This window comes from Gilvimarinus sp. 1_MG-2023 (genome assembly GCF_030548285.1).
The window spans coordinates 1-259 of sequence record NZ_JAUOSC010001226.1 but is presented as its reverse complement, the minus strand read 5'-3'; the positions used below and the strand labels follow the sequence as shown (position 1 = coordinate 259).

Below are 259 nucleotides of genomic sequence, written 5' to 3'. Positions count from 1 at the left end.
ATACTCACCAAAAGCATTTGGCAATCCTGCATTAGGATGCGCAGATACTCCATATTCCGTATTGCTTGATATTGCCTCTAAATGTGGCACCAATGCATCTGCTCCTAAAGCACAATTTAATCCCACGGTTAACAATGGAATATGTGATACAGAAATTAAGAAAGCTTCTGCTGTTTGACCTGATAAAGTCCTACCTGAAGCATCTGTAATCGTTCCACTCAACATCACAGGCACATCAATTCCTCTTTCTGCTTTTACC

1 protein-coding gene is annotated in these 259 nt (G+C 40.5%); it reads right to left on the bottom strand.

Annotation, left to right across the window (positions count from 1 at the left end):
* Positions 1-259: homocysteine S-methyltransferase family protein (locus tag Q4563_RS20770; protein WP_303605865.1), on the bottom strand; the 259-nt coding region annotated here is incomplete at both ends.